This is a genomic window from Ruminococcus sp. RTP21198st1_G1_RTP21198_201120 (assembly GCF_040924265.1).
Lineage (GTDB): Bacteria > Bacillota > Clostridia > Oscillospirales > Ruminococcaceae > Hominimerdicola > Hominimerdicola aceti.
This window is the reverse complement of the sequence record NZ_JBCOMH010000005.1, coordinates 61,051-85,141: the sequence shown is the minus strand read 5'-3', so window position 1 is coordinate 85,141 and position 24,091 is coordinate 61,051. Positions and strand designations below refer to the sequence as shown.

General features: G+C 44.1%; 21 protein-coding genes. 9 read left to right on the top strand and 12 right to left on the bottom strand.

The genetic code is table 11. From position 1 onward, the window contains the following. The first annotated feature begins 19 nt into the window (after positions 1-19). Positions 20-1,270, top strand: coding sequence for a tyrosine-type recombinase/integrase (locus AB5627_RS04590; protein ID WP_195221030.1), 1,251 nt, complete (start codon positions 20-22; stop codon positions 1,268-1,270). Between the two features lie 80 nt (positions 1,271-1,350). Here AB5627_RS04590 and AB5627_RS04585 read toward each other — a convergent pair whose 3' ends face one another. The 3 genes from AB5627_RS04585 to greA form a co-directional block, all read right to left on the bottom strand. Further along, positions 1,351-1,977: a hypothetical protein gene (locus AB5627_RS04585; protein WP_265290697.1), complete on the bottom strand. Its 627-nt coding sequence runs from the start codon at positions 1,975-1,977 to the stop codon at positions 1,351-1,353. A 263-nt stretch (positions 1,978-2,240) separates the two neighbouring features. After that, positions 2,241-3,812: a lysine--tRNA ligase gene (gene lysS, locus AB5627_RS04580; RefSeq protein ID WP_022287907.1), complete on the bottom strand. Its 1,572-nt coding sequence runs from the start codon at positions 3,810-3,812 to the stop codon at positions 2,241-2,243. A gap of 37 nt (positions 3,813-3,849) precedes the next feature. Further along, entirely contained in the window at positions 3,850-4,326 is a 477-nt protein-coding gene (gene greA, locus AB5627_RS04575) for a transcription elongation factor GreA (protein WP_022287906.1), read from the bottom strand. Positions 4,327-4,582: 256 nt separating this feature from the next. Here greA and AB5627_RS04570 point away from each other — a divergent pair, with 256 nt between their 5' ends. Together AB5627_RS04570 and AB5627_RS04565 are read left to right on the top strand one after the other, a co-directional pair. Further along, positions 4,583-5,923 (top strand): family 43 glycosylhydrolase, encoded by a 1,341-nt coding sequence (locus AB5627_RS04570; protein ID WP_022287905.1) that lies wholly within the window; start codon positions 4,583-4,585, stop codon positions 5,921-5,923. Positions 5,924-5,934: 11 nt separating this feature from the next. Beyond that, positions 5,935-7,722 (top strand): glycoside hydrolase family 5 protein, encoded by a 1,788-nt coding sequence (locus AB5627_RS04565; protein WP_265290696.1) that lies wholly within the window; start codon positions 5,935-5,937, stop codon positions 7,720-7,722. 62 nt (positions 7,723-7,784) lie between these two features. Here AB5627_RS04565 and AB5627_RS04560 read toward each other — a convergent pair whose 3' ends face one another. The 3 genes from AB5627_RS04560 to AB5627_RS04550 form a co-directional block, all read right to left on the bottom strand. Further along, the gene (locus AB5627_RS04560; RefSeq protein WP_265290695.1) at positions 7,785-9,758 is read right to left on the bottom strand and encodes a CotH kinase family protein; all 1,974 of its coding nucleotides are present in this window, start codon (positions 9,756-9,758) and stop codon (positions 7,785-7,787) included. Positions 9,759-9,961: 203 nt separating this feature from the next. Beyond that, on the bottom strand, positions 9,962-10,729 hold the full coding sequence (locus AB5627_RS04555; RefSeq protein ID WP_022287902.1) for a type III pantothenate kinase: 768 nt from the start codon (positions 10,727-10,729) through the stop codon (positions 9,962-9,964). A 24-nt stretch (positions 10,730-10,753) separates the two neighbouring features. After that, positions 10,754-11,377 (bottom strand): ECF transporter S component, encoded by a 624-nt coding sequence (locus AB5627_RS04550; RefSeq protein ID WP_038672095.1) that lies wholly within the window; start codon positions 11,375-11,377, stop codon positions 10,754-10,756. A 467-nt stretch (positions 11,378-11,844) separates the two neighbouring features. Here AB5627_RS04550 and AB5627_RS04545 point away from each other — a divergent pair, with 467 nt between their 5' ends. Together AB5627_RS04545 and AB5627_RS04540 are read left to right on the top strand one after the other, a co-directional pair. Then, positions 11,845-13,059: an iron-containing alcohol dehydrogenase gene (locus tag AB5627_RS04545; protein ID WP_022287900.1), complete on the top strand. Its 1,215-nt coding sequence runs from the start codon at positions 11,845-11,847 to the stop codon at positions 13,057-13,059. A gap of 170 nt (positions 13,060-13,229) precedes the next feature. Further along, the gene (locus tag AB5627_RS04540) at positions 13,230-13,796 is read left to right on the top strand and encodes a GNAT family N-acetyltransferase (protein WP_038673306.1); all 567 of its coding nucleotides are present in this window, start codon (positions 13,230-13,232) and stop codon (positions 13,794-13,796) included. A gap of 65 nt (positions 13,797-13,861) precedes the next feature. Here the strand turns inward: AB5627_RS04540 and radA are convergent, their stop codons facing one another. The 6 genes from radA to AB5627_RS04510 all read right to left on the bottom strand — a co-directional run bounded on the left by radA (position 13,862) and on the right by AB5627_RS04510 (position 19,330). Next, complete coding sequence (gene radA / locus AB5627_RS04535) at positions 13,862-15,235, bottom strand: DNA repair protein RadA (protein ID WP_022287898.1); 1,374 nt, start codon at positions 15,233-15,235, stop codon at positions 13,862-13,864. Between the two features lie 132 nt (positions 15,236-15,367). After that, positions 15,368-16,231 (bottom strand): stage 0 sporulation family protein, encoded by an 864-nt coding sequence (locus AB5627_RS04530; protein ID WP_022287897.1) that lies wholly within the window; start codon positions 16,229-16,231, stop codon positions 15,368-15,370. 41 nt (positions 16,232-16,272) lie between these two features. Further along, on the bottom strand, positions 16,273-17,268 hold the full coding sequence (locus tag AB5627_RS04525) for a hypothetical protein (protein ID WP_265290694.1): 996 nt from the start codon (positions 17,266-17,268) through the stop codon (positions 16,273-16,275). 34 nt (positions 17,269-17,302) lie between these two features. Next, positions 17,303-17,626 carry a cyclic-di-AMP receptor gene (locus AB5627_RS04520; protein WP_022287895.1) on the bottom strand — a complete coding sequence of 108 codons (324 nt, stop codon included), beginning with the start codon at positions 17,624-17,626 and terminating at the stop codon, positions 17,303-17,305. 55 nt (positions 17,627-17,681) lie between these two features. Beyond that, the gene (locus AB5627_RS04515; protein WP_288177885.1) at positions 17,682-19,001 is read right to left on the bottom strand and encodes a PLP-dependent transferase; all 1,320 of its coding nucleotides are present in this window, start codon (positions 18,999-19,001) and stop codon (positions 17,682-17,684) included. A gap of 14 nt (positions 19,002-19,015) precedes the next feature. Further along, positions 19,016-19,330: a sigma factor-like helix-turn-helix DNA-binding protein gene (locus AB5627_RS04510; RefSeq protein WP_022287893.1), complete on the bottom strand. Its 315-nt coding sequence runs from the start codon at positions 19,328-19,330 to the stop codon at positions 19,016-19,018. A 367-nt stretch (positions 19,331-19,697) separates the two neighbouring features. On the opposite strand from AB5627_RS04510, the gene AB5627_RS04505 reads away from it, so the two are divergent. The 4 genes from AB5627_RS04505 to AB5627_RS04490 all read left to right on the top strand — a co-directional run bounded on the left by AB5627_RS04505 (position 19,698) and on the right by AB5627_RS04490 (position 23,939). After that, a complete protein-coding gene (locus AB5627_RS04505; RefSeq protein WP_022287892.1) occupies positions 19,698-19,925 on the top strand; it encodes a DUF896 domain-containing protein in 228 nt (75 codons plus the stop codon). Continuing rightward, positions 19,922-20,908: a YafY family protein gene (locus AB5627_RS04500; protein WP_022287891.1), complete on the top strand. Its 987-nt coding sequence runs from the start codon at positions 19,922-19,924 to the stop codon at positions 20,906-20,908. Before AB5627_RS04505 ends, AB5627_RS04500 begins: the two co-directional genes overlap by 4 nt. A 470-nt stretch (positions 20,909-21,378) precedes the next feature. Continuing rightward, positions 21,379-22,965: a potassium/proton antiporter gene (locus tag AB5627_RS04495; RefSeq protein WP_288177888.1), complete on the top strand. Its 1,587-nt coding sequence runs from the start codon at positions 21,379-21,381 to the stop codon at positions 22,963-22,965. A 122-nt stretch (positions 22,966-23,087) separates the two neighbouring features. Further along, positions 23,088-23,939, top strand: a complete 852-nt coding sequence (locus tag AB5627_RS04490) for a helix-turn-helix domain-containing protein (RefSeq protein WP_022287889.1) — start codon at positions 23,088-23,090, stop codon at positions 23,937-23,939. Positions 23,940-24,091: the final 152 nt, after the last annotated feature.

Sequence of the window (24,091 nt, the reverse complement as noted above, 5' to 3'; positions counted from 1 at the left end):
TTATAAGGAGGAAATAGCAATGCAGAATAAGGTCAGATATTCAAAAGGAAAAAGACTTAAAAAAGGCGAATCTGAGCTAGCAAACGGCACTTACAGATACCGTTATCAGTCACGCAGCGGAAAACGAGTTTATATTTATGCGAAAACGTTGGACGAGCTTCGCCAAAAAGAGGAGACGGTTGAAACTAACAAAGCTTATGGTATCCGAGTGGACTCTATGAATACGACTCTCGACCAACTGGCAGGCTCGTGGTTTTCGCTTAAAAAGGGTCTTAAAGAAAATACATATCAGAATTATCTTTATATGTACAATACTTTTGTCCGTGACGAGCTGGGCGGATACAAGATAATGAGCATACGCTATGCGGATATACTCGGTTTCTACAACGAGCTTGTCGAGGTAAAAGGGCTAAAACCTAACACTGTAGATAATATCCATACCGTAGTTCATCAGGTGCTTGACTTTGCCGTGCAAAATAATTTTCTGATGAACAACCCTTCTGATAACGCACTCAGGCATTTGAAACTTGAGAGCAAACAACATACTGAGAAACGTATCTCGCTAACTCTTGCAGAACAACAGTTATTCATCGACTATATGCTGAAGTACCCTCAGTGTAATCATTGGTATCCTATTTTCTACATAATGTTGAACACAGGAATGCGAGTTGGTGAGATAACAGGATTGCGCTGGCAGGACGTTAATCTTGAGAATGATTTGATAACTGTTGACCATACCTTAGTCTACTTCAACCATAGTGAGAACGGCTGTCATTACAATATCCATACGCCGAAAACTCGTTCAGGTGAAAGAACTATACCTATGCTTTCAGGAGTAAAGGCGGCTTTTGAGCAAGAGCGAAAGTTCCAGCAGGAAGCAGGGATAAAATGCGATGTTGTCATCGATGGGTACAGCGACTTTATTTTCACAAATCGCTATGGGAACGTGCATAATCAAAGCACTCTGAATCGTGCATTGAAAAGAATGATAGCCGACTGCAATCGTGAGCAGCTTGCGAATAATCCAAAGAACGCCGATGTCACGCTCCTACCGAATTTCAGTTGTCACATTCTCCGTCATACCTTCGCAACACGTCTTTGCGAGTCGGGCGTAAACATCAAGGTCATACAAGATGTTTTAGGTCACGCAGATTTTGATACGACAATGAACGTCTACACCGACGCCACAAAGGATTTCAAACAGCAGGAATTTAGAGAGCTGGATAGGCTTATCTCTAATGGTGGCAGTTTTGAAAAGTCAGATGAGTGATAGAAAAATACCGATACGATCTATTTTGGATTCATATCGGTATTTTTTTGCTGAAATTTTCATGTGTAAAAAACAACGTTTTATAAATGATTATGTGCCGTTTTATAAAAGATCTTATTCTCGATTACCTTTTCTATTGGTGCAGGAATTCTCTTTATACTCCTTAAAGATTCAATAGCTACTTTTTTTATGCTTAATCTTGTTGCTCTGTTGATTGCGGTTGAAGCCTCTACTTCTGATTTTGAACTTTCGATAAGACTTTCCATAAAATTCTGATAAGAACAGATATATTCCTGTCTTAAACCTTCGCTTATATTAATAGCTACATAATTTTGAAAGTTCAATATATTTTTCCCATCTATATTACTTTGTAAAACTATTAGTTCATTTTCTCCACTATATCTCCATTTTATTCGTTTTCCAAGTTTCTCTTTAAAGTCAATAAATTCCTTATCGCTATAGTACCATGCTACACCATCTACACCCTCAACCTTACGAGAATATCCAAATTCATTTGGACCATCGGTATATCCAACCGCATAAATTGAGCAGTATTCCCTTGAATCATGATGAAGATATGAGAATTCGTTTATGATCTCTTGGGCACCTACTGAAGTTGGTCTAACAAAAAGTAAAATAATAATATGATTCTCATTCAATTCTCTTTCCTGACGTTCGATCTGCTCATATGTATTTACTGCATACATTATTTTTCCTCCTTATCAAATCAAAATAACAACATTTTTATTACAGACGGGTTACCTCAGAACAATTATATCATTTTTTTACAAATAAATCAATAGTTCGACCATATTTACATAAATAAATCACCGACACAGCCACAAAGCCATATCGGTGATAACTTATCATATCTTTACGCTGCACCTCATGAAAATGGTGCAGATTTGGTGCATTGGTGCAAAATAATGTGACCTAAATGCACCGAAAAGCCCGTAATTACGACACTTTCTTACTCCAACGTCTTCATTGTAGGGAACAACAGCACATCTCTAATAGCCGGTGAGTTAGTCAGCAGCATAACAAGTCTGTCAATGCCGTAACCAATTCCGCCTGTAGGTGGCATGCCTATCTCCAAAGCTCTCAGGAAGTCCTCGTCTGTGTGGTTTGCTTCCTCATCACCCTGCTTCAATGCCTCTTCCTGTGCCGCAAATCTCTCACGCTGATCTATCGGATCGTTCAGCTCTGAGTATGCGTTGCACATCTCTCTGCCTGTGATGAAAAGCTCAAATCTTTCTACATAATCAGGATTCTCAGGCTTCTTCTTTGTAAGTGGAGAAATCTCGATAGGGTGATCCATTATGAATGTAGGCTGAATAAGATGCTCCTCAACATATTCCTCAAAGAACAGGTTGAGTATGTCGCCCCTCTTGTGCCTTGCCTCGTATTCAATGTGACGCTCGTCTGCAAGTGCTTTTGCTTCTTCTGTTGTGGCTACCTGTGAGAAATCAACACCAGAATACTTCTTAACTGCGTCGATCATTGTCATTCTCTCAAACGGCTTGCCAAGGTCGATCATTACGTCACCGTATGGTACACAAGTTGTGCCGCATACCTCCTGAGCAACGTGCCTGAACATATTCTCAGTCAGATCCATCATGCCGTAGTAATCAGTGTATGCCTGATAAAGCTCCATAAGAGTGAACTCAGGATTGTGTCTTGCGTCAACACCCTCGTTTCTGAATACTCTGCCTATCTCGTATACTCTTTCAAGTCCGCCGACAATAAGTCTTTTCAGATAAAGCTCCAGAGAAATTCTAAGCTTAACGTCCTCGCCAAGTGCGTTGTAGTGTGTCTCAAATGGTCTTGCAGCAGCTCCGCCTGCATTAGATACCAGCATTGGAGTTTCAACTTCCATGAAGCCCTGTCCGTCAAGATATCTTCTGATAGATGAAATTATCTGCGACCTCTTTATAAATGTTTCCTTTACCTCAGGATTGCATATAAGGTCTGTGTATCTCTGTCTGTATCTAGTGTCCTGATCCTTCAGACCATGCCACTTCTCAGGCAAAGGCAGAAGCGACTTTGAAAGCAGTACGAACTTCTGAGCGTGAATTGATATCTCACCCATTTTTGTTCTGAATACAAAGCCCTCAATGCCAACGATATCACCGATATCGCCCTTCTTGTAATCGTCAAATTCTTCCTTGCCGATCTCGTTCATTCTCAGATAGACCTGAACCTTGTCGCTTTTATCTCTCAGGTCAAAAAAGCTTGCTTTGCCCATAAGACGTCTTGACATTACTCTGCCTGCAACGCTTACTGTTATGCGGTTTGCCTCAAGAAGCTCCTTGAGCTTTTCCTCGTCTTCGCCTGCCTGCTCCTTAAGCTCAGCCTCAAGCTTTTCATACTGTGCTTTAGCCTCGGCACAGCTTGCCGTAACGTCATACTTTGTTATCTCAAATGGATTCTTGCCCTTGGCTTTCAGCTCTTCAAGCTTGTCCATTCTTATCTTCTTTAAGCTGTTTATGTCCTCCTGAGTAAGCTCTTCCTCAGGAGCGTTTGTGCGGTTTTCCTCGCTCATTTATATTTTCCTTTCCGTGTGTTTTGTAAGTGGTCTGTTACTTTGAAATGTCGATGACCTCGAATTTCAGCAGACCGGCAGGTGTTTCAGCCTCGAAAATGTCGCCTACCTTGTGCTTGAGTGCAGCCTTGCCTATAGGTGACTCGTCAGAGATCTTGCCGTTGTCAGGGTCAGACTCAGTTGAACCTACTATCTGAAGATCCTCGATCTCGTCAAGCTCGATATCCTTTATCTTGATGATAGAGCCTACGCCTATCTCGTTTACAGAAATATCATCGTCCTCAACGACAGTTGCGTTTGAAATGAGAAGCTCTAACTCATTGATCTTTGATTCAAGGATAGCCTGCTCGTTCTTAGCCTCGTCGTACTCAGCATTCTCGGAAAGGTCTCCGAAAGAACGTGCTTCTTTAAGCTTCTGAGCGACTTCACGTCTTTTTACTGTAATGAGGTATTCAAGTTCCTCCTGCAATTTAGCATAACCTGCTTTTGAAACAGTCTTAGAAATAGCTGCCATAATTAAACACTCCTATATCAATATAATTTTATACGGGTACTATCAACTTAATATTATACACGATTTGCCCTCTTTTGTCAAGGTCGGAAGCCGTCGCAAACGGGCTTTTTTGCACCTTTGGACAGTCTGCACGATTTTACATTTTGCACAAATTTTCACCTCTGACAGCGTGTTAGGATATTGAAAATAATAATAGTATGATCTATAATTATCTTATGATAAAACAAGTTATGAAAAAACATAGGAGGAAATTTTCATGCCAAACCCCATTTTGCCTGCATGGGAGTATATCCCTGACGGCGAGCCGAGAGTTTTCGGCGACAGAGTTTATCTTTATGGCTCACATGACAGAGCCGCTCAAAGCGACTTTTGCGACTATAAACTGAAAGTCTGGTCTGCACCACTTGATGACCTTAACAATTGGGTCTGCCACGGACACAGCTTCCATACCCGTGATGACCGTGACCATAAGTCCGATACCGAGGGAATGACCGACCGCAAGCTGTTCGCTCCGGACGTTATAGAAAAAGACGGCAGGTATTATCTCTACGCCTATATAGTCGGCTCAAAGGGCGTTGTTGGCGTGTCCGATAAGCCCGAAGGTCCTTTCAAGCTCCTTTCTCAGTATAAATATGACCCTGAGGACGCAGGCGATGACGGCATTTATAATGATGCAGGCGTGCTCGTTGATGATGACGGCAGAGTGTATATTTATTACGGCTTCACAGAATCCAACTTCAACGAGATAGACCCTGCGGATATGTATACCATTAAAAAGGGAAGCTACAAAAGAGCGGTCATTGATGACAGCGACAACGCACCGCAGGAACAGCGTTTCTTTGAGGCAAGCTCCCCGAGGAAAATCGGAGATACATACTATCTTATATATTCCCCATGTGTAGGAAGCAGGCTTGCCTATGCAACCTCAGATAAGCCACAAGGCCCGTTCAAATATCGTGGATATATAATAGACAACGGCGTGGATTTCCCAGGCGGAAATGACCACGGCTCAGTGTGCAACATAAATGGTCAGTGGTATATTTTTTATCACAGAATGACAAACAATACCATAATGTCAAGACGTGCCTGCGTTGAGAAAATAGAGATTCTCCCTGACGGAACGATACCGACAGTGGAAATGACATCGCTTGGCTTTGAAGACAGCCTTGACCCTTTCAAGCCTTATCCTGCGGATATAGCCTGCGTGCTGAAAGGCGGCTGTTTTATCACCGAAAAGGACATCTTCACAAGAAGTATCGTGAACATCACCGAGGGTAATGTTATAGGCTATAAGTATTTTGACTTTGGCGAGGACTTTTCCTCAAAGACCATGAAGATAGCCCTGAAAGTCAGGGGCATGGGAACTGTTGCAAAGGTGGCGGTCTATGCTGATGACTATGAGAACAGCGAGCCTGTAGGCTATGTTGATATTGGCACAGGCGACGGAGTTTACACAGGAGTAGTCAAGTCACTCACAGGCAGACATTCTATCTATTTTGTGCCTACAGCTTTTTCAGATGAACTTGCCGATTGGATAGCAGATTATTTCAAAAACAAGCCGCTTTTTGAACTTGAAGAATTTGTATTTATGAAATAGGAGGGAATGACATGGAAAAGTTTAGGCTTATCCCGCTTCTTACTGCAGCGGTCATGGGCTGTACTGCACTGCTTGCAGGCTGTGGAAAGGGAAGCGACAGCTCTTCATCAAAGGCAGAGGAGGGCGCAAAGACCTCTGATGACGGAAGTATAAACAAAGACCTTACATCAACCGAGCTTGCAAGACTTCTGGGCAACGGCACAAACCTTGGCAACACAATGGAGGCATACGGTCATAAAAGCTATTCCGCAGACACCGACCCTGAAAGCTTTGAAACTTTCTGGGGTCAGCCTGTCACAACGGAAGAAATGATAAAGGGCATGAAAGCAAGCGGCTTTGACTCTCTCCGTGTGCCTGTGGCATGGACAAACGCAATGGAGTATGAAAAAGGCGATTACACCATAAATGAAGCCTATCTCGACAGAGTGGAGGAGATAATAAACTACGCTTTGGATAATGATATGTATGTTATCATAAACGACCACTGGGACGGAAGCTGGTGGGGAATGTTCGGCTCTTCCGAGCAGAGCGACGTTGACAAGGCGTTTGAAATGTATAAGTCCATGTGGACGCAGATAGCGAACAGATATAAAAAATACTCCGACAGACTTATATTTGAGGGTGCAAACGAAGAGCTTGGTGACAGACTCAATGACACAGACGTGTGCAAAAACTCAGGCTCGCTTTCAAAAGCCGAGTGCTATGAAATGGCCAACAAGATAAATCAGACCTTTGTTGACACTGTCCGTGCAACAGGCGGAAACAACGAACAGCGTTTTCTTCTTATCGCAGGCTACAATACCGATATCACAATGACCTGCTCAAACAAGTTCCAAATGCCAACTGATACCGCAAAGGATAAGCTCCTGCTTTCTGTTCATTATTATACCCCTTGGGATTATTGCGGAACAAAGGGTCGCTCAGATTGGGGAACAAAGACAGACTATGAGGAGCAGAACAGACTTTTCAAGAACATGACAAAGTATTCCGAGCAGGGCTATGGCATAATAATAGGCGAGTATGCAGTGCTTACAAACGGCGGTGACCTAAAGAAAGGCACTGACAAGTTTATTGACAACCTCCTTGACAACTGTGACGCCTACGGCTTTGCACCATTCCTTTGGGATTGCAGTGATTTCTTCTCACGTTCAGAACTTAAAATGCGTGATGAAACTGTGGCAAAGATATTTGATGAAAGACGCCGTGATAACCAGTCCTCGATGACAGTGGAGGAGGAAAGAGCCGCTGCTGTAAAGAAGCTTGATGAAACCCTTGCGGCTGCACCTGAAAAGCTAACAGATGATACCGCACCGCAGGCTGACGAGAACACAGCGGTGGCATGGATAATGTATCAGAGTGCAGATTTTTCCGTATGCTACAGCGTTGGTGACGAATATGATCCGGTTTCAAAGAGCGACGGAGTTATCGCAGAAAACGCAGTTATAGACGGTGAGGGAACTTACACAGTAAGCCTTGATATGTCATCAAACAACGCCAACGGCATTGCATTCTCGGCTCTGGGTATCGCAAACGGTGAGAAGCTTTATCCGAACTATATCGCAACTATTGATGAGATAAAGATAAACGGCGAAGCTGTTGAAACCATAGCGGAGGGCTACACCACATCTGACGACCAGCTTTGCACAAGAGTGAACCTTGTAAATCAGTGGGTATCCACACCACCTGAGGATGCAAGGATAGCAGGCGGTGACCTTTCAAAGGCTTCTCCAACAATACTTGACTATGCAGGAAAGATAAACACTCTCGAAATAACTTTCACATACGCTCCTGAGGCATAGATCAGAGCATATAAAAACGGCAGTTCAGCATATGCTGTTCTGCCGTTTTGGTTTGTGAAATATCAGAACTGCGAATTAGTCCAGTCCACAATACTTTGGATAGACTTATCACGCTTGTTAATGAACGCCCTTATGCAATCTGAAGAAGCATATCCTCCATGAAGCGCTTCTTCAGCCGAGCCTGTTTCTGGGTATCTTGCAAAGAACTGCTCATAAAGAGGGGAATATATGCTCTCAAATTCTGCGAGCCTATCAAGTGCCTTTTCTTTTTCAAACGTACCCTCAGACATCTTTAAAAGCCTGTCATTGAAATCGTTCCTGAAATCTTCATTTGACATAAGATAAGCAAAACTCAGAACCGCAGGATTTTTCGTGTCCGTGTCAAGCAGTCCCTTTGGCTTGTAGTTATCCTCTTTCATGGTGTTCGTCCATGCGTCGCCCTCGCCGCTTACTCCGCCGAACTCAACGTCATAGAACATGAAACGCCATTTGCCGTCTGCATATTCGTTGGAACTGTCTGTGTTCTGCACCTTCCACATTGACCAGTTTTTGCCCGGCCAATCCCACTTGTTGTTTATCCAAACCTCTGCAAGGAAATAATCTCTCACACTGTCGGTGTCAACAAGCTTTGAGAACTCCTCATAATCCGTCTGTGTGGATAAGTCTTTGTGAGAAGCGAAGAAATCTGTAAGCTCCTTGAAGAAATATCCCTCGTCTGTTTCTCCCTCTGGAAGCTTGCCCTCGTCAAGCTTGTAGCCGCTTTGATAGGTTTCTGCGTCGCCTTTGTAGACCACCACATCGTCTTTGTTCACACCGTAGTGGCTTTCAAAATAATTGTCGGAATAGTCCTCCTCCAGCACATAAAGTCCCCAGTATTCGCCATTCAGATAAACAACGCATGGACGTGAAGCCTTTGTTGAGCCGTCAAGCTCTGTCATAAGACTCTGCCAATAGGTGTCATTGAATTTTGCCGTAAAAGCACAATTACCACCTGCACGGAGAGTAAGCGTCTTAAAGCTGTCGATAGTTTCATCAGATGCGTTTTTCAGCCCCTCAAAGACCTCATAGTTAAACTTCTTTTCGCCATATTTCTTTCTGGCGTAAAGCCTGAATCCCTTTTGCAGGTCGGAGCGTGAATAGTTTCCCTGTATCCTTATGCCGCAATCCTGTGACAAAGCGTTCGTCACATTTCCCTCGGCTGAAATCTCGTTAAGCTCGATGTGACAATCACGTTCCCATTCCTTGCCACGCTGTTTGTAGTTTGCGTCAAGCTGTCTTGCAGTTTCGTTTTCTATGCTTTCTCCGCTGGCTTTATAGTCCTCAAGTGCCTTGCTGAAAATATCTCCCTTGACGTAAATGCCGATCTTGCTGTCGAAAAGGTCAGCGTAGTCCATTGTAATGTTCATTACCGCAAGGTCATGCCCTGCCGCTTCACAGCTTTCTTTAAGCCCTTTTATATGCTCCTCTGCGCTTCCTATGTAAAAGCTGCCTGAGAAGCTTTGTGAAACGCTTCCGTCGCTTTTTTCACTTGACGCTCTTATAACAGTGCATTTGTCCACCGCATTGTCAGAAGGTGCTTTTTTGTTGCACCAGAAATCCCCTTCGCCAAAGCTGAACTCATTGAAATTTCCCGATATCATTTCTGTCGGCACGGCTGAAACCACATTAGGGTCATTGCTTCTGTCTTTTATCTCGATAGGGGCAGTGTATTCTTCTCTCGTGGCAGAGGTCCTGGGGTCTGTGCCGTCAGTGGTGTAGTATATCTTCTCACCCTCGTTTGCGGTAAGCTCAAGGCTGAAACCGCTGCCATAAAAGCCGCTTTCCTGTGAAAAACCTATCACGCTGTCATTGAGGTCAAACTCAGGCTTGTCTGTTTCAGGTTCGGTGGTGGTATTATCATAGTCTGAAACACTGCTGTCCGCTTTGCCGGAGCTTTCAGCCGCTTTTGATGAAGCCTGTGAACCGTCCACACCATTTGAACAGCCTGACAGCATAAGCACTGCGGCCATAAGGCATAATATTTTTCTTGCGTTCATATATTTCCTGCTTTCTGTTTTATGTAAACGTTTTACTTTGCACATATGATTGTACCATAACAAAGCACTGGAAGCAATAGAAACGCTCCATTTTCGGCATTTGCAACTGTTTGAAGCCCGTTTGTTTGTCTATTATGGATATAAACAGTGACATAAAAAAGCGTCGGATAAACTACCCGACGCTTTGTGTATTGTATTGTAAATTATTGTTTGTTTTTATTGTAGATTATCATAAGCCCTTTGAGCAGAAGCTCATCGTCAATGACGATGTCACGCTTGCAGTAAGGAACTATTATTTTTGCCACACCGCCTGTGGAAACCACAGTGCATTTTTCACCAAGCTCGTTTTCTATCCTCTCTATAACGCCGTCAATGCTTGCAGCGTTGCTATGGATTATACCGCTCTTCATACAGTCGATAGTATTAGTGCCTATGACCTTTTTAGGCGGCACAAGGCTGATGAAAGGAAGCTGTGAAGCCTTGCCCGAAAGCGAGTCGAGGGAAGTTCTGAGTCCCGGTATTATCATTCCGCCTATGAAATTCTTTTCCTTGTCTATTACTGATATGGTAGTAGCAGTGCCCATATCTATCATTATGATAGGCACAGGGTAGAGGTTTATCGCCGCAACTGCATCTGCAACTCTGTCGCTTCCAAGCTGTGCGGGATTGTCGAGATTTATCTTAAGTCCCGTCTTTATTCCGGGTCCTACCACCATGATGCGCTTTTTGATAAGCCTCTCCATTGCCTCTTTCATCGTGAGGGTAACAGACGGCACGACCGATGAGATTATGCCGCCCCTGAAATCTGACATATCTATAGAATGTATCTCAAGAATGTTCTTGAGCATTATGGCATATTCAAGTGCCGTGGACTGCTGATTTGTAGAAAGTCTTTCAACAAAAAGTATTCTGTCGCTTTCAAAACAGCCCATTACTATGTTAGTGTTTCCTATATCGACCGCTAAAACCATTTGTATGTTATCCTTTCGGTGAATTTATGCCTGCGCTTTGTTTTTGCTGGGTATGAACCTTGCCTTATAAAGTGCAGCACCCACTGTACCTGTAACAAATGTACATACAGCCATTTCGACCAGAGCGTTTATGCCTACAAAGGTGCAGATGAATACTATGATATTCTTTCCGCCCATAAGCTCTTTTACATAATCGGTGTTGCCGAAAAGCAAAACAAGCGCACTCATAAAGAACGCAGTGTTCAAAAACGCAGTAAAAAAGCCCGTAACAGCATATGAAACATAATTGTTTGTTACCTTGCTCATGCCTTTTGCAATAAATCCTACGATAATGCCGTCAAGAAGTCTTGGTACAAATCGCTGAACGAAAGCCAGGACCGGATCGATCGCAACAAGTGCTGCACCCATTCCGCTTGGCACGCCTATTCCGAAGCACTGCAAAAAGCTGAGCAGTCCGAAAACTCCTCCAATGACTGCACTTCCCACAGGGCCTACCGTTACAGCCGCTATGGCAATAGGAATTACGTTGAGAGTAATTACCAGCGGTCCGATAGGTATAGAACCGATAGGAGTGAACGAGAAGATCATTGTGAGAGCTGTCATCAATCCCAGTATCACCAATGATTTTGTGTTGACCTTTGTTTTCATATTAAATTTCCTCCTTGTTATTATTCCTCCATCGTGGGAGGATACAATACAATACTAGTATATTATATCACATTTTTTCGCATATTTCCATAGCTTAAGCAAATTTTTTATGAATTTTTTTATCTTCATAAACAGGAATATCTCTACACTCATAAATGTATAATTTATTAACAAAAGAAAACGAAATAAGCACTGCAAAATTCCATATAGTGCAAACAAAATCGTGATTTTTCATGTAATTGTGATATTTTTTTCACCTGTTTTACACATTCATATGTACATTTAGCTGTATGCACATACTTATATATGCTATGTAAAAGTTAATAATTAATAGAATATTCATAGATTATGTTAGAATAGTTCATTGACATTTTGTATAATTAAAGTCAAGCAAAGAGAGAATTTGTGTGAGATTTACACAAACCTCTTTGAACACATTATTACATTACATATAGGAGGAATTAGAAATGAGATTTACATTACCAAGAGACCTTTATCACGGCAAGGGAGCATTGGAGAACCTGAAAACACTGAAAGGTAAGAAAGCTATCATCGTAGTCGGCGGCGGCTCAATGAAGAGAAATGGTTTTCTCCAGAAGGCAGAAGCTTATCTGAAAGAGGCCGGTATGGAAGTTAAGCTTCTTGAGGGCGTAGAGCCAGACCCTTCTGTAACAACAGTTATGAACGGTGCAAAGGTCATGCTCGAATTTGAGCCTGATTGGATCGTAGCAATGGGCGGCGGCTCACCTATCGACGCTGCAAAGGCTATGTGGATCAAGTATGAGTATCCTGACTGCACATTTGAAGATATGTGTAAGGTATTCGGTATCCCTGAGCTGAGAAAGAAAGCACACTTCTGCGCAATTTCTTCAACATCAGGCACAGCTACTGAGGTAACAGCATTCTCTATCATCACAGATTATGACAAGGGTATCAAGTATCCTATCGCTGACTTTGAGATCACACCAGATGTAGCTATCGTTGACCCTGACCTTGCAGAAACAATGCCACAGAAGCTGACAGCTCATACAGGTATGGACGCTCTGACACACGCTATCGAAGCTTATGTTTCAACAGCAAACTGTGCATATACAGATCCGCTTGCTATCCACGCTATCGAAATGATCCAGAAGGATCTCATTGATTCTTACAACGGTGATATGGGTGCAAGAGACAGAATGCACGACGCTCAGTGTCTTGCAGGTATGGCATTCTCAAACGCTCTGCTTGGTATCGTTCACTCAATGGCTCATAAGACAGGCGCAGCTTTCGCTGACTATGGCGCACACATTATCCACGGCGCAGCTAATGCAATGTATCTGCCAAAGGTAATCGCATTCAATGCTAAGGACGAAACAGCTAAGAAGAGATATGGCGTTATCGCTGATTATATGCACCTGGGCGGTTCAAACGATGACGAGAAGGTAAAGCTCCTCATCGAGTATGTAAGAGGCATGAATGATAAGCTCAACATTCCTCACTGCATCAAGAACTATGGTACAGACAGCTATCCATGTGAGCAGGGATTCGTTCCTGAGAACGTATTCCTTGAGAGACTCCCTGAGATCGCTAAGAACGCTATCGCAGACGCTTGCACAGGTTCTAACCCACGTCAGCCTTCACAGGAAGAAATGGAAAAGCTCCTCAAGTGCTGCTACTACGATACAGAAGTTGATTTCTAATTCTCCAGATTATAGAACAGAGAGCGTCCCGAACTTGTTTCGGGGCGTTTTCTGCTTTTTTGTGTATTTCGCTTAAAAACGCTTGATTTTTGCTAGGCTTTATGTTATAATTTTAGTAGACTTGGGAATTTTTATTATATAAGCAGGGGAGAGTGTTTATTTTGCAGGATATGGACTATTATTTTTCTCATTTTCCTGTGCTGGAAACAGAAAGACTCATACTCAGGGCGAAGACCGCTACTGACGCAGAGGATATGAAAACCTATATGGCTGACGAGAACCTTTACAAATATTGGGGCAGAAACATGACAAGGCAGGAAAGAGAGCCGTCGCTTTTTTTCGGACGCACTCTTAACAACGGCAAAAAGGATCATATAAGCTGGGGGATAGAGCTAAAGAAAAATCATAGGTTGGCAGGGGAGGTAAATCTGTTCAATATCGAGAATGACAGACAGGCAATGATAGGCTATCGTATCTCGGCGGCGTATCAGAACATGGGTTTTGTCACCGAAGCTCTCAGGCGTGTGATCAGATTTTGCTTTGAGGAAACAGGCGTTCAAAGGCTTGAAGCTGAGGTCATGACGGTGAACGTGGCTTCAAACAGAGTAATGGAAAAATGCGGCTTTACCTGTGAGGGAACAAAGCGTCAGGCAAAGTTTGTGAACATCTATACAGACTTCAATATCTATGGGCTTCTCAGAAGCGATATTATGGGAGAGCGTGCGGCTTCTACATAAGACAGAAAAATAACGGGCGGAAGAATTGGTCTTCCGTCCGTTTTGTGTTGTTCTGTATTAGCTTATCAGCCTATAGCTTTGAACGCCTCTCTTATTGAGCGCACACCGATTATTTTCATTGAAAACTTGCTTGTGTCAACGCTTTTCAGCGAATGTGCAGGAACGATACAAGTTTCAAAGCCCATTCGTTCGCACTCCGCAAGGCGCTGTTCACAGTGGGAAATGCTCCTGAGCTCTCCGCCTAAGCCTATCTCGCCAAGGGCGATAAGCTTGTCGCTTATTACCTTGTCCGTCAGCCCCGAATAAAGCGCCAACGCCACCGATAGGTCAGCCGCAGTGTCATCAAGCTTTAATCCGCCTACAATGTTGATGTAAACGTCCAGCCCACCGAAAAAATAGCCAAGCCGCTTTTCAAGCACAGCTATTATTATCGCCATTCTGTAGTAGTCAAAGCCCGTGGCAGTACGTCTTGGGGAGGCAAGCACGCTCTTGCACACAAGTGCCTGAACTTCCGCCATAACAGGTCTTGTGCCCTCCATTATGCAGGCAACGCAAGTTCCCGAAGCGTCTGTCGGTCTGCCCTCCAAAAACATCATAGAGGGATTTTCAACTTCCAGCAGACCGCTGTCAGCCATTTCAAACATACCTATCTCATTTGTTGAGCCAAAACGGTTTTTTATGGCTCGCAGTATCCTGTAGGTGAGATTTCGCTGACCCTCAAAATACAGCACGCAGTCAACAATGTGTTCCATGACCTTTGGTCCTGCGATAGCACCGTCCTTGTTGACGTGACCTACTATGAACATTGGTATCTCTTCCGACTTTGCTGTGCGCATGAACATATTTGTACATTCTCTTACCTGCGTCACAGACCCCTGCGCAGAGGATATCCCGCTTATGTTCATGGTCTGGATAGAGTCGATTATGACTATCTCAGGCTTTTCTTTTACTATCACAGAGCATATCTGCTCGCAGTCATTGTCTGCAAGAAGATACAGATTTTCAGAATCAACATGAAGCCTGTTTGCACGAAGCTTTATCTGCCGTACAGACTCCTCTCCCGATACATAAAGTATGGTGTGGTCTTGTCCTAAATACTGACATATCTGCAAAAGCATTGTGGATTTTCCTATGCCCGGTTCACCGCCCAGAAGCACCAGAGAGCCTTTCACAAGCCCTCCCCCAAGCACTCTGTCAAGCTCTTTCAGCCCCGTTGCATAACGTATCTCGTTGTAGCTTGCGTCAACGTCGTCTATGCCAACTATCTTGTCGGAAATATCCCTGACAGTCGTGGGCTTAGACTTTGCACCGCCCGACCTGACCGCAAGCTCGACCTCCTCAAAGGTGTTCCATTCGCCGCAGTTAGGGCATTTGCCGTTCCATTTTGAAGTTTCATATCCGCATTGACTGCACACATACGAAGTTTTCACCTTTGCCATATGGACGTTCCTTTCTGCATATTTATCTGATGATTTGCTGATATATAAAAATGCTGCGCCGATTTTGTGTAGGGGCTGGCGCCCCCGACAGCCCGTTTATGTTGCGGTGATCGCTCGTGCAAAGCGCTGAAATTACTTGCCCTCAAGCCCCTTGAGAGCCTTTATCTCGTCACGGTCGAGCCTTATAACAGAATCCTTTATTACCTCAATATCGTCTTTCTTTACCACAACAACATTGTCGTTCTTATCCATTTTAACTCTCAGCTTGCCTGTGAGCAGATTTACTTCCTCAACAACGCCTCTGCCCTCAGCCGTTTTTACGATAGCGCCCACCTTTGGTGTGTGCTTGAGAAGATCCTCATAGCTGTCCTGCTCGTATTTCAAACAGCACATAAGTCTTCCGCAAGTGCCTGAGATCTTTGTAGGGTTAAGTGACAAGCCCTGCTCCTTAGCCATTTTAATAGAAACAGGCTGGAACTCTCCCAAAAATCTTGAACAGCAGAAAGGCTGTCCGCAGATGCCAAGACCCCCAAGCATTTTTGCCTCGTCACGAACGCCTATCTGACGAAGCTCTATCCTCGTTCTGAATACCGCGGCAAGGTCTTTTACAAGCTCACGAAAGTCAACTCTGCTCTCGGCGGTAAAATAGAAAAGAAGCTTGTTGTTGTCAAAAGTACATTCAACGTCGATAAGATTCATTTTCAGCTTGTGAGCGGCTATCTTCTGCTCGCATATCTTGAAAGCGTCCTTTTCCTTTTGTCTGTTTTTTTCGATAGTTTTCATATCGTTAGGGGTGGCAAGCCTTATAATGCCTTTTACGGGGTTTGTGAATCTTGTTTCGTCTATTTCCCTGTCCACAAGCGCAACTTCACCACATTCAACGCCCCTTGCGGTCTCAACGATAACTTTGTCGCCCATTTTCACGTCATAGTCTTTTGGGTCGAAGTAGTATATCTTGCCAACGCTTTTAAAGCGTACTCCGATTATTTTTAACATCTCTTTTTCCTTTCAAATATATATCACGGCTTTGCCGTCAGCTACTTTCCTGTGACAGAATATATCTGTCCTGCCAGACTGTTTATAGTCAGGCTTATGTTGCAGTTTGCGTCTATCCTGCCTATGTAGTCAGAAACTATATCGTAAAGCCTGACCGCCTGATCTGAGGAAAGGCTTCTGCTGAGCGTCTTTGCACCCTCTTTCGCACAGCTCACAGACTTTTCGCTTTCTCCCCCGAGCCTGAATGCCGCACTGTCACGGAGTATCTCCTGAAAAAGGCTCAGCCCCTCTCTCAGCAACGTTTTTTTGCCGTCTGCCACAAATAGCGTTTTCAAAACGTCATATTCGTTTCCACTGCACATTGCGTCGCACAGACCTCTTGCAAGCTTCACGCTGTCAAAAAACTGGGAGTGTTCAAGATACTCGACACATCTGCCGATGTTTCCACGCCCTGCTGAAACAGCTTCGCTTATGAGTGCAGGGGCAACGGCAGGATATTTCTCCTGCAAACACTCCATGCTCTCCGCCTCCGTGACAGAGGTCATGCCAAGGGAAAGCACTCGTGAGATTATGGTAGGCAGAAAAATTTCCTTGCTCCTCGCCGTAAGTATTATAGCGGTATGCTCAGGCGGTTCTTCAATGACTTTAAGCAGAATGTTCTGCACCTGAATAACAGTGTTCACCGACAAGTCAAGGTCAGGAATTATGTATACTTTCATTCTCGCCTCGTTCGGTGCAACGGGAGCTTCCGCAACTATAGGTCTGATAGAATCGTCAACGATATAGTTGCCGTTGCTGTTTGCCTTTGCCACCATAACGTCAGGGTGAGCTCCGTCGGCTATCATTCTGCACGTCCTGCAAATGCCGCAAGGCTCGCCTGTCTGACGTTCGCACAAGAGTGCCGCCGCTATCCAGCGTGCAAGGGTCTTTTTACCAAGCCCCTTTTCTCCGTGTATCATTATGGAGTGCGGCTCTCGTTTCTTTTTTATCATCTCAGATACGAGCCTGCGAGGCTCGCTGTTTCCGTATATTATCAAGCCCTCAGACCCCTTTCTGAAAATTTTCTATCCCTTAGACTTTCTCGAAACGCTCGATGTCAGTAACGAAAATAGTTGCGCCGCCGATAGCCACCTCAACAGGATATGAAGCCGCACCGTCAGGCTCCATGATAGTTGATGACGGAACGAACTGCTTTCTTTTCTTTGAATACTTTTTGCAGACCTCTATAACAAGGTCTACCTGCTCATCAGGGCAGCAGATAAGAAAGGTGGTGTTTCCTGACATAAGAAAACCGCCTGTTGAAGAAAGCTTTGTGGCTCTTATGCCGGCTTTCAGAAGTCCTTTATTTACAGCGTAGGTATCATCGCTGTTTACGATAGCATAGACAAGTTTCATGATTTTGCCTCCTGTTATTTTGATGTAATAATAGCTTTTTTAGCTACACCTTATATTATAGCACATTTATGCGTTCAATTCCATAGTTTTTCAAAATTTTTATTACCTGAGGTGTTATCTCCTCACCGCTCACTGCCACAGGCACAGAGGGCTGACAGCTTGTGACGGTCATTCCGCATATAAGACCGCAGGCGTCCTCCACGTTTACGGTGTGCTGAGCCGAAAAAGCCGCCTGCCTTATACCCATGCGTTTTATCCCTTTGGGTATAGCGGGTAAGTCACTGAAAAGCCTTATCCTAGGCTGTTTTATCTCTGAAAACGCCTTTTCAAGTTTCAAAAAGTCCTCCTCGCTGTTGAAAGGCGACGGCATAAGCACAACATATTGTGTGTCGCTGTATTCAGGCTCGATGCCATATTCCCTCAGCCTGTCTGCAAGGTCGTCACCTGTGATACCGCTTTTGTATGCGGCAACGGTTATCTTCATAGGCTCTTCGCCTATGGTATGCCAGCCGAAAGCTGTTATCCTATCTTTGCAGACTTTTACCCTTTCCACAGTGCGTTCAAGGTCACGAGGAAAATCACCATTCACATAGTCAGCGCAAAGGTCAAGGCTCTCCATTATAAGATAGGAGGGGCTTGTTGAGCCGAACATTGACATTATCTCTTTGGCGCAATCATCATAATTCGCAGGGGCGTGATTTGAAATATGAAGCATTGCTCCCCCTGTGTAGCATGGAAGCGTCTTGTGAGCAGAGTCACAGCACATATCAGCCCCCAAGTCCATGGGGTGCAGGCTTTCTGGGAGAAACTTCAGATAAGCTCCGTGAGCGTTGTCGCAAAGAAGAGGCAAGCCGTATTTTCTGCAAACCTCGCTCATGCCCTTTATGTCGCTGAGATCGCCAAGATAGTCAGGTGAGGTCACATAAACGCAATCTGCCTTTGTCCTTGACAGCACCTCCTCAACGTCCTCGGGAGTGACGCTTCCTGCGCATATAGACGTAAACTCGCCCTTTGGATATATCCACTCAACGTCAATGTCAAGGAGTATACAGGCGTTTATAAACGCCTTGTGGACGTTTCTTGGTGCGGCAACAGTTATCTTTTTTCCTTGTCCACTGCGACATACTATGCCAAGCATTGCCTTTATGCAAAGGCTCGACCCCTCGGCAGAGTAAAAAGTCCGCCTGCTGCCATAGGATTTTGCCATTTTGGCTTCGCTCTGTGCGATGATCCCCTCGGCTTCAAAAAGATAGTCCGCACCCTTTATTTCAGTGATGTCAAGAGCCTCAAGACCGTGAAATTTCTGCCCTTTGTGACCGGGCATATGAAACCTCGCTATGCCTGACTTTGCATATTCTCTAACGAATTTATTCACAGGTGCGTCCAATGCTATCTCCCTTTCAGTGCGCTTTTGAGCATGGCAGGCTTCATACCGCAGGATATTCGCTTTCTTGCAAGCCCGATAGTCCTGGATACTGTGGATTTTGAAACTCCCTCTGCGTCGGCTATCTCCTGCATTGTCATGCCCTTTGTATAATACATTATTATATAACATTTCTGCCGTTTCGTCAAATTTTCCCGCACTATCTCACGCATGAGCCTGTTTTCTATGGCAGAGGCAGGGTCGGGACTATCTTTCTCAGTGACACGAGGACTTGAGATATAGTTTTGTATAAGCTCGTATGATACCTTTGTGTGCTGCATAAAAATCCTTTCTTTATCTTTTTTTTGATGTTTTCTGACCATTTTTTTACCCACTATATATTGTGGGCAAATTTTTGGACAAACACAATTTTCAAAATTCTTGTTTAATTTGTGGGAAATTAAACGGACTGTTTGTGCATTTTACCATTGCAATTTAAAGAAATATGTGTTATAATGTATCTGCAAATTTGTTTGAGGGTGTTTTGTTGGACTTATAAATATAAATAAAGGAAAAAGCCGATATGAACATCTTTTGAATGAAAAGGGCGGTATTGTGTAAGCTGCCCGTTCTATTTTGAGCCGAATACTGCGGATAAAAATAAAAACACAGGGCAGTGTGAAGCTTTAAGGAGAAGTGTAAAAATTTATGGAGAAAGTAAAGCTTAACAGATTGTCTGAGCTTACTGCTATTGCGAGAAAAAGAGAGCTTACCCCAGAGGAGAAGTCTGAGCGTGAGGCTTTGAGAAATGAGTATCGCAGAAGCGTTATAGCTAACCTGACAGGTCAGCTTGAAGCCACGACGATCATTGAGCCGGACGGCTCAAGAATTAAGGTTTCGGATATGAAACGCAGCGGGGAGGATAAAATAAAGTGACAGGAGTTTCCAGACAGAAACAGAAGCTTTTGACCATGAAAAAGCTTTTTGAGACCAAGACAGACGAAAAGCATACCATTACAGGAAACAGGCTTATCGAGATCCTGGGCGACTATGGCATAAAAGCTGAGCGTAAGACTATCTATGACGATATCAAGACCCTCTGCGACAGCGGAATGGATATTGAGATAACTAAGGACGGTCACTCCAACGCTTATTATCTTGCTCAAAGGCTGTTTCAGGACGAGGAGCTGTATGTTCTTGCAGATGCAGTTGCTTCAAGCAGGTTTCTTACACAGAAGAAATCGAAGGAGCTGTTAAAGAAGATACAATCACTTACATCTGAACACAAGGCAAAGGATCTGCGCCGAATGGTCTATGTGTCAAACAGGACAAAGACCTTCAACGAGCAGATATACTATGCTATAAACAGCATACAAGAGGGCATTTTCAGCGGCTTGGAGATACACTTCAAGTATTACGAATACACCGTTGAAAAACGCAAACAGCTTCGCCACGGTGGCGAGGTGTATACGGTTTCACCGTATTCTCTGGTTTGGGAAAATGACAACTATTACCTTGTGTGCTATTGCGAAAAGCATGAAAAGATATGCCGCTACAGAGTTGACAGAATGACTCAGGTCACTGTTACAGATATCCCCAGGAGGGAGCTTTCCGAGGAGGAGAAGACAGAGGTCACAAATCGTCAGACTATCTACGGAATGTACGGCGGCGAGCTTATGACGCTGCAATTGCAGTTTGACAATAAGCTCATAGATGTTGTAATGGATCGTTTTGGTGAGAAAACCATATGTCACAAAAATTCCGACAATACCTTCTATATAAATGAGGAGGTACAGGTCGCACCAACATTCTGGGGCTGGCTTTTCCAGTTCGGCTCACAGGCAAAGGTGCTTGGACCTGAAAGGGCAGTGGAAATGGCAAAGGACGCTATTTCAGATATTGCCGATTGCTACAAATAAAAATTTGGACAAGGATAAAAGAGCCGAGATATAAATAGGCGAACGTCTGCTGTAAAAGGCAGGCGTTTTTTATTTGGATATACTGCTTCACTATTGATTGTAGCACATATGTTCGATATTGTCAAGGGGTAATGTAAAATTTCCGTAAGATGTGGGCAAAAAGTTGACAGCACAGGGGTGAATATGTTATAATATTTACACAAGCAAAGGCGCTTTGAGTAGAAGATACCCAAAGCGCTATTTTTATAATAAGACAATAACTGCCATATCTATATGTAGGGGCGAACAGCCCGTGTTCAGAAATTGCCATAAATTCTGAATTGTAGGGGACGGCGCCCTCGACGTCCCGATCGAAGTGACGAGGCTTGAATTATCCGGAATTTGTGTAGATCAACATTGTGCGGATACACAAATGAGATCGCAGTAAATGCGATGTGTTTGTTGTGAAAGGAGTGATATACTTGACCACAATGCTCATTTTATCTTCTGTGATAGTGCTGTGCTGTGTGTTTTTCAATAAAATATCGGACAAGTTTGGACTTCCTGCATTGCTGGCGTTCATTCTCCTTGGAATGTTGTTCGGCTCTGACGGGCTTTTTAAAATAGAGTTCGATAACTATAAATTTGCCGAGGAGATATGCTCGGTGGGACTTGTTTTCATAATCTTCTACGGAGGCTTCGGCACGAAATGGAGCGAAGCCAAAAAGGTGGCAGGCAAGTCACTTATACTCGCTTCCGCAGGAGTTTTGCTCACAGCCTTTGCAACTGGAGCATTCTGCAAGCTTGTGCTGGGCTTTGAGTGGCTGGAAAGTCTGCTTATAGGCGCTGTTATAAGCTCCACAGACGCCGCTTCGGTGTTCTCTGTACTTAGAAGCAAAAAGCTGAACCTGCGATACGGTACGGCTTCAATACTGGAGCTTGAAAGCGGAAGCAACGACCCTTGGGCTTATATGCTCACGGTTATAATACTTTCAGTAATGAAAGGCGGTGCGACGGCAGGAGGCTTTGTTGTGAGCTTGCTTGCACAGGTGTTCTTCGGTGTGGGCTTCGGTGCGCTTATATCTTTGGGTGCGGTGTATCTCATAAAACGTGTGCGATTTGACGCAGCAGGCTTTGACGCTATCTTTGTTACTGCCATAGCTATTCTTTCTTATGCTCTGCCCTCGGCGGTGGGCGGAAACGGCTATCTTAGCTGTTACATTGTGGGAATAGTCCTGGGCAACACAAAAATATCAGGCAAAACAGCCCTTGTGCATTTCTTTGACGGAATAACGGGCTTCACACAGATATTGCTGTTTTTCCTCCTTGGACTTTTGGCATTCCCGTCGCAAATGCCGTCAATAATACTTCCTGCGGCGGCGATAGCATTGTTCCTTACATTCGTTGCAAGACCTGCGGCTGTTACTGTTATCATGAAGCCTTTCGGTGCAAAGTGGAAGCAGATAGCCCTTATCTCATGGGCAGGACTAAGAGGAGCGACCTCCATTGTTTTCGCTATCATGGCGACAGTTGATGACGCATATATGAAAAATGACGTTTTCCATATCGTTTTCTGTATCGTGCTTATGTCTATCGGTATTCAGGGTACGCTTCTGCCGCTGTTTGCTAAAAAGCTCGATATGATAGACGATGAGGAGAACGTAATGAAAACGTTCAATGACTACAGCGACGAAACGGAAGTGCAGTTTATAAAGCTTTCAGTTCAGCCGGACAGCAATTGGGCGGGGCGGAAGATAAAGGATATACCGTTTCCGAGAGGTCTGCTTGTGGTTATGATACTCCGTGACAAAGAGAAGATAATACCAACAGGCAAAACCCAGATACTTGCAGGGGACGTTGTTGTGCTGAGTGCGGCAGGCTTTTATGACGACAGCCATTTTGTCCTAAGCGAAATGAACCTTGATAAGCATCATGAGTGGTGCGGTCACAGGATATCCGAGATAACAATGTCAGAGGACAGCCTGATAGTAATGATAAAACGTCAGGGGCGTATACTTATCCCAAACGGCAGATTGCGGCTCAAAGAGGGAGATGTGCTTGTTGTCACATCAGGATAGAGAATATGCAGGCGGCGGAAATTTTCTGCCGCCTTTTTTACTCAAAAAATCAAGCACAGCCATGAAAAGTATGCTATACTATAAGTACAGTAACGTTACTATATATACGAGGGGGCAGGGGAATGAGAAAGGAAGACCAGAACAATTTCTGTATTTTCACCACAGCACTTGATTATATCGAACACAATCTGTGCAGTGAGTTCACGCAGGAGGATATAGCGGCAGTGTGCTATTGCTCGCTTTCGGCACTTCAGAAATTGTGGAGATACGCCACGCATACAAGCCTTAAAGAGTATATCTCAAAAAGGCGGCTCACCAATGCAGGGATAGATCTTCTCAATACTGATATGACCGTCATGGATATCGCCATGAAGTATCAGTACAATTCCCACGAAGTCTTTACAAGAGCGTTCACAAAGCAGTGGGGCGTTGCACCCTCGGTGTTCAAGAAAGAATGGAACAAGAGCTGCGGACTTTTTCCAAAGCTCAACCGTGACTATTTAAAAGGAGCATATTATATGGGCAACAAGAAATTTGACGTAACTGAACTTTTTGATTATCTTAACGAGAGAACAGGCACATATGTATTGTGCTTTGACATTGTGGGACTGATGAGGATAAACGATGAAATAAGCAGAGAGGCAGGGGACAAGGTGATACTTGAGAGCCTAAAAAGGATAAACGCCGCCGCAGGGGAAGATATGCCTGTTCTGAGGATAGGCGGCGACGAGTTCGTTATGGTCACAGGGCTTGATGATGTTGAAAAGGTGACAAAGATAGCGAAAGCTGTCATGGAGAAAAACGGTATTGAAACGGCGTACAAAGGAGGTACAGTGCCGGTATCCATAAGGTCGGGAGCGGTGATGATAAGAAAGCCGCTGAAATATTCGATGCTCTGTCATGACTTTGATGAGGTCATAAGCTTTGCGAGAAATGACGGAGAGGTGCATTTTGCGAAAGCAGAGCAGAGATAAAACGATATGCCGAGGGCGGACAATGGTCTGCCCTCGATTTTTATGAAAACCACTTTGCCATTCTTATCAGCTTATTTTCAGTGTCTTTTCATAAAACTATCATATTGAACAGGTATTATATATACAAGGTCAGAGGAACACCGAGAAAGACC

Excerpts from the sequence above, each read along its gene's own strand:
- AB5627_RS04505 (WP_022287892.1), top strand. The coding sequence starts at position 19,698 with ATGGAGAAAGTAAAGCTTAACAGATTGTCTGAGCTTACTGCTATTGCG.
- radA (WP_022287898.1), bottom strand. The coding sequence starts at position 15,235 with ATGGCAAAGGTGAAAACTTCGTATGTGTGCAGTCAATGCGGATATGAA.
- AB5627_RS04540 (WP_038673306.1), top strand. The coding sequence starts at position 13,230 with ATGGACTATTATTTTTCTCATTTTCCTGTGCTGGAAACAGAAAGACTC.
- AB5627_RS04555 (WP_022287902.1), bottom strand. The coding sequence starts at position 10,729 with ATGGTTTTAGCGGTCGATATAGGAAACACTAACATAGTAATGGGCTGT.
- AB5627_RS04550 (WP_038672095.1), bottom strand. The coding sequence starts at position 11,377 with ATGAAAACAAAGGTCAACACAAAATCATTGGTGATACTGGGATTGATG.
- AB5627_RS04510 (WP_022287893.1), bottom strand. The coding sequence starts at position 19,330 with ATGCAGCACACAAAGGTATCATACGAGCTTATACAAAACTATATCTCA.
- AB5627_RS04495 (WP_288177888.1), top strand. The coding sequence starts at position 21,379 with ATGCTCATTTTATCTTCTGTGATAGTGCTGTGCTGTGTGTTTTTCAAT.
- AB5627_RS04520 (WP_022287895.1), bottom strand. The coding sequence starts at position 17,626 with ATGAAACTTGTCTATGCTATCGTAAACAGCGATGATACCTACGCTGTA.
- AB5627_RS04560 (WP_265290695.1), bottom strand. The coding sequence starts at position 9,758 with ATGAACGCAAGAAAAATATTATGCCTTATGGCCGCAGTGCTTATGCTG.
- AB5627_RS04530 (WP_022287897.1), bottom strand. The coding sequence starts at position 16,231 with ATGTTAAAAATAATCGGAGTACGCTTTAAAAGCGTTGGCAAGATATAC.
- greA (WP_022287906.1), bottom strand. The coding sequence starts at position 4,326 with ATGGCAGCTATTTCTAAGACTGTTTCAAAAGCAGGTTATGCTAAATTG.
- AB5627_RS04570 (WP_022287905.1), top strand. The coding sequence starts at position 4,583 with ATGCCAAACCCCATTTTGCCTGCATGGGAGTATATCCCTGACGGCGAG.
- AB5627_RS04565 (WP_265290696.1), top strand. The coding sequence starts at position 5,935 with ATGGAAAAGTTTAGGCTTATCCCGCTTCTTACTGCAGCGGTCATGGGC.
- lysS (WP_022287907.1), bottom strand. The coding sequence starts at position 3,812 with ATGAGCGAGGAAAACCGCACAAACGCTCCTGAGGAAGAGCTTACTCAG.
- AB5627_RS04585 (WP_265290697.1), bottom strand. The coding sequence starts at position 1,977 with ATGTATGCAGTAAATACATATGAGCAGATCGAACGTCAGGAAAGAGAA.
- AB5627_RS04490 (WP_022287889.1), top strand. The coding sequence starts at position 23,088 with ATGAGAAAGGAAGACCAGAACAATTTCTGTATTTTCACCACAGCACTT.
- AB5627_RS04545 (WP_022287900.1), top strand. The coding sequence starts at position 11,845 with ATGAGATTTACATTACCAAGAGACCTTTATCACGGCAAGGGAGCATTG.
- AB5627_RS04590 (WP_195221030.1), top strand. The coding sequence starts at position 20 with ATGCAGAATAAGGTCAGATATTCAAAAGGAAAAAGACTTAAAAAAGGC.